A 3,522-nucleotide genomic window follows, 5' to 3' on the forward strand; every position below is an offset into this window, starting at 1 on the left:
GGCGCCGGAGACGGTGGTCACCGAGAGGTTGCCGACGCCGTCGCCGAGCTGGCCGGAGAGGCGCTTGGCTCCCCAGCTGCCGCCGACCTTGAGCTGCTCGAAGGTGCTGGAGATCTGGCCGCTGTTGGTGCCGGCCTCGACCCTGGTGTCGGCCAGCGAGGGGAGCCGGACGCCGACCGCGCCGCTGACCGTGGTGACCTTGATGTCGGTCGGGGTGGCCACGGCGAGGTCCAGGGTGACCGCGCCGGTGACGGCGTTGGCCTGCACCTTGTCGGCGGTGCCGGCGACCACGGTGAGCCCGCCGGAGACGGTGTTGAGCTTGAGCTCGCCGGCCACCGACTGGGCGTCCACGTCGCCGGTGATGGTGTTGGCGGAGGTCCGCCCGGTCAGGCCGACCAGGGTGACGTCGCCGTTGGCGGTCTGCGCCGAGACGTGCCCGGCGAAGCCGGAGACGGTGGAGCCGGCGGAGACGGTGCCGACCTTGACCTCGGTGGCGGCCGGCACGGTCAGCGTGACCGAGGCGACCCGCTTGTGCTTGAAGGAGGAGAGGAAGCCCTTCACCGAGTTGACCGACTTGAGGACGTCGCCGAACTCGCTCCAGCTGCTGAGGTCCTGGTAGGTGACCGTCAGCACGCCGTCCACGAGGGTGACGTGGAGCGGCTCGCCCTTGAGCTCGGTGACCTCCAGGCGGGCCGGGCCCTCGGCGGCGACCACGTTCACCGCGCCGTCGACGATCCGCACCTGAAGGGTCCGGACCTCCTCGTCGATGGTGATCCTGTCGGGCCCCTCGACCGTCCACTGGCTCATCTCTGCCGCCTCCCGTCGTGACTCGCGATGTATCGCGTTCTCTTTTAAAGACGATATATCGTGTGACGGCGTAGTCAAGGGATTCCGGCCCCGAGGCGGACCCGGAGCCGACCCGGAGGCGCCCCCTACGGGAAGCCGCCCCTGGGGACGCGGAGGGCCCGGGAGGCGTCGCCTCCCGGGCCCTGTCCGGCTGCGGTCTACCGCGTCACTCGTCGTCCTCGTCGTCGAGCCGCGCCAGCCAGGTGGCCAGCCGCTCGACCGGGATCTCGAAGTCGGGGTTGAGGTCGACGAACTCGCGCAGGCGCTCGGCCAGCCACTCGAAGGTGACCTCCTCGTCGCCGCGCCGGTTCTCCAGCTCCTCGATGCCGCGGTCGGTGAAGTACACGGTTCGCTCCGGTCCGGTGGTGGTGTTCGACCCGGTCAGGATAGTCCGGGCTGGCCGTTGGCCCGCCAGGTGCTGACGGTGACCTTGGCCGCCCCGGTCGAGGCGTCGGCGACCTCCACCGCGGCGATCGCGATGTTCTGGCTGGTGCGGTCGCGGATGCAGAGCAGGCGGCCCGCGGTGACCCGGTTGAAGCTCAGGTCGGTGTCCGGTCGGGAGTCGATCGCGGCGGCGCACTGCTCCGGCGTGACGGCGGTGTCGCTGATCACCGCGAAGTCGGACTCGCTGTCGCCGACCGCGTCGAAGGAGTCCGCCCTGCCGCCGCAGCAGACCGCCTTCTTGACGCCGAGACCCCACTTCAGGCCGCTGGTGGTGCGGGGCACCACCTTGCCGGCGTTCAGGTCGATCCGGTACGCATCACTGGCGTACTCCGCCCCGGGAACGGCGAGCGCGACCTTGTCGAGCGCCGGGGTGTAGCCGCTCGGCCGGGCCGGTGCCGAGACGCCGCCCGAGCCCGGCGAGGCCGACTTCGAGGGCGCGGCCGACGTGGGCGCCTTGGTGGCGGTCGGACTGGGGGTCGCCGCCGGGGTGTCCGCGGCCTGGGCGGGCGTGCTCTGGGCCGGAGCGGGCTGGGCGCCCGGCGTCTGGGGGGCGGAGGCGGAGCTGTCGCCCTTCTTGTCGTCGCCGAACTTCTTCACCAGCGCCACGCCGCCCGCGGTGCCGCCGAGCGCCATCACCAGGGCGACCACCAGCAGGGCCTTCCAGGAGACGCCCTTGCGCTTCGGCTCCGGCGCGGCCGCCGGGGTGTCCGTGACCACCGGGCCGGGCGGCGGGGTGTCGTAGGACGGCGGCTCCTGGCGCAGCTGCACGGTCGGCGGCGAGGGGATCACCGGCCCGGTCGGGGACTCGGTGGCGGGCTGCGGGGCGCCGTACGCGCCGAGCGGCGGCGGGGCGAAGCCGGGCGGGGCGGCGACCGGCGGCTGCTGCGGGCCGGTCGACAGCGCGGTCGCCGGGTGGGTCGGCTGCGCCACCGGCTGCGGGGGGACGGCGGGCGGCACGGCCGGGGCCGCCGGCGGCGTGGCCGGGGCGGCCGGCAGCGGGGTCGGCGGGGTCTTCGGCAGGTCCGAGCGGCGGGTGATCTCGGTGTTGACCTGCTTGGGCAGCCAGTCGTCGGTGAACCGCAGCTGCCCGCCGACCGACGGGTGGTTGCGGGCGACCTCGATGATCTCGGCGGGCTTCGGCCGGTCCTCGGGGGACTTGGCCAGGCAGCGCAGGACGAGCTCGCGCAGGTCGGCCGGGACGGCGTCCAGCTCGGGCTGCTCGTGCACCACCCGGTAGAGCACGGCGGTGTCCGGGCCGTCGCCGAACGGCGCGGTGCCGCCGGCCACGTACGCGGCCAGCGCGCCGAGCGCGAAGACGTCGGTGGCGGGGGAGACCGGCTTGCCCTGGGCCTGCTCGGGGGACATGAACGCGGGCGAGCCGATCCGGTAGCCGGTGCCGGTCAGCGCGGTGGCGTCGGCGGCCCGGGCGATGCCGAAGTCGATCACGCGCGGGCCGTCGCCGGCCACCAGCACGTTGGCCGGCTTCAGGTCGCGGTGCACCACCTCGACGCTGTGGATCGCCTGCAGCGCCTCGGCGATGCCGCCCATCAGCAGCAGCACGGTCCGCACCGGCAGCGCGCCGTTCTCCCGCACCACCTGCTGCAGCGACGGGCCCGGCACGTACGCGGTGACCAGCCAGGGGGCGTCCGAGTCCAGGCCGCCGGAGTCGATCACCTGGGCGGTGTAGAGCCCGTGGATCCGCTGGGCGTTGGTGACCTCCTGGGCGAACCGGCGGCGGAACTCGCCGTCCTCGGCGAACTCCGGGCGGACCACCTTCAGCGCCACCGGACGGCCGCCCGGCGTGTACGACAGGTAGACCCGGCCCATGCCGCCGGCGCCGAGCCGGGCGAACAGCCGGTAGCCGCCGACCTCCCGCGGGTCGTCGGGGTGCAGCGGCTGGAAGACCGGTGGGAGCGGCGCGGCGGCGGCGTCCCGAGGTGCGTCGGCGGTCATGTGGTGGTCCCCCTGGGAGAGCGGTGAGGTCGTCCGGCCGGCCGCGGACACTGTGACGGGCACCCGGGCGGCGGTCTGGCGAGGCATAACCTATCGAGCCGTCAGGTCTCCTCGCAGGTCCGTCCCGGTTTGGTTGCAGAGCTGCGACCTTGGCATGGCGGCATCGTGAAGCGGACCGCCGGGCGGAGCCCGCCCCCTGCCCCCCCCCCGCCGGCGGGCGCGGCCCCGGCCGGGTCCCACAGCGGGCCGATCTGCACCTCGTCCGGGAAGACCCGGACG

At 74.3% G+C, this 3,522-nt stretch carries 3 protein-coding genes; all 3 read right to left on the bottom strand.

The genetic code is table 11. The features are described from left to right. The coding region (locus ABZ885_RS37710) for a DUF4097 family beta strand repeat-containing protein (protein ID WP_360199182.1) at positions 1–807 on the bottom strand (807 nt) is incomplete at its 3' end. 205 nt (positions 808–1,012) lie between these two features. Then, positions 1,013–1,192 (bottom strand): DUF6104 family protein, encoded by a 180-nt coding sequence (locus ABZ885_RS37715; protein WP_030057990.1) that lies wholly within the window; start codon positions 1,190–1,192, stop codon positions 1,013–1,015. Positions 1,193–1,227: 35 nt separating this feature from the next. Next, positions 1,228–3,243: a protein kinase gene (locus tag ABZ885_RS37720; protein ID WP_360199184.1), complete on the bottom strand. Its 2,016-nt coding sequence runs from the start codon at positions 3,241–3,243 to the stop codon at positions 1,228–1,230. Between the last annotated feature and the right edge of the window lie 279 nt (positions 3,244–3,522).

This window comes from Kitasatospora sp. NPDC047058, from assembly GCF_040643935.1.
Classification (GTDB): Bacteria; Actinomycetota; Actinomycetes; order Streptomycetales; family Streptomycetaceae; genus Kitasatospora.

What these genes read in the sequence shown, in the direction of transcription:
- ABZ885_RS37720 (WP_360199184.1), bottom strand. Translation starts at nt 3,243, where the DNA reads ATGACCGCCGACGCACCTCGGGACGCCGCCGCCGCGCCGCTCCCACCG.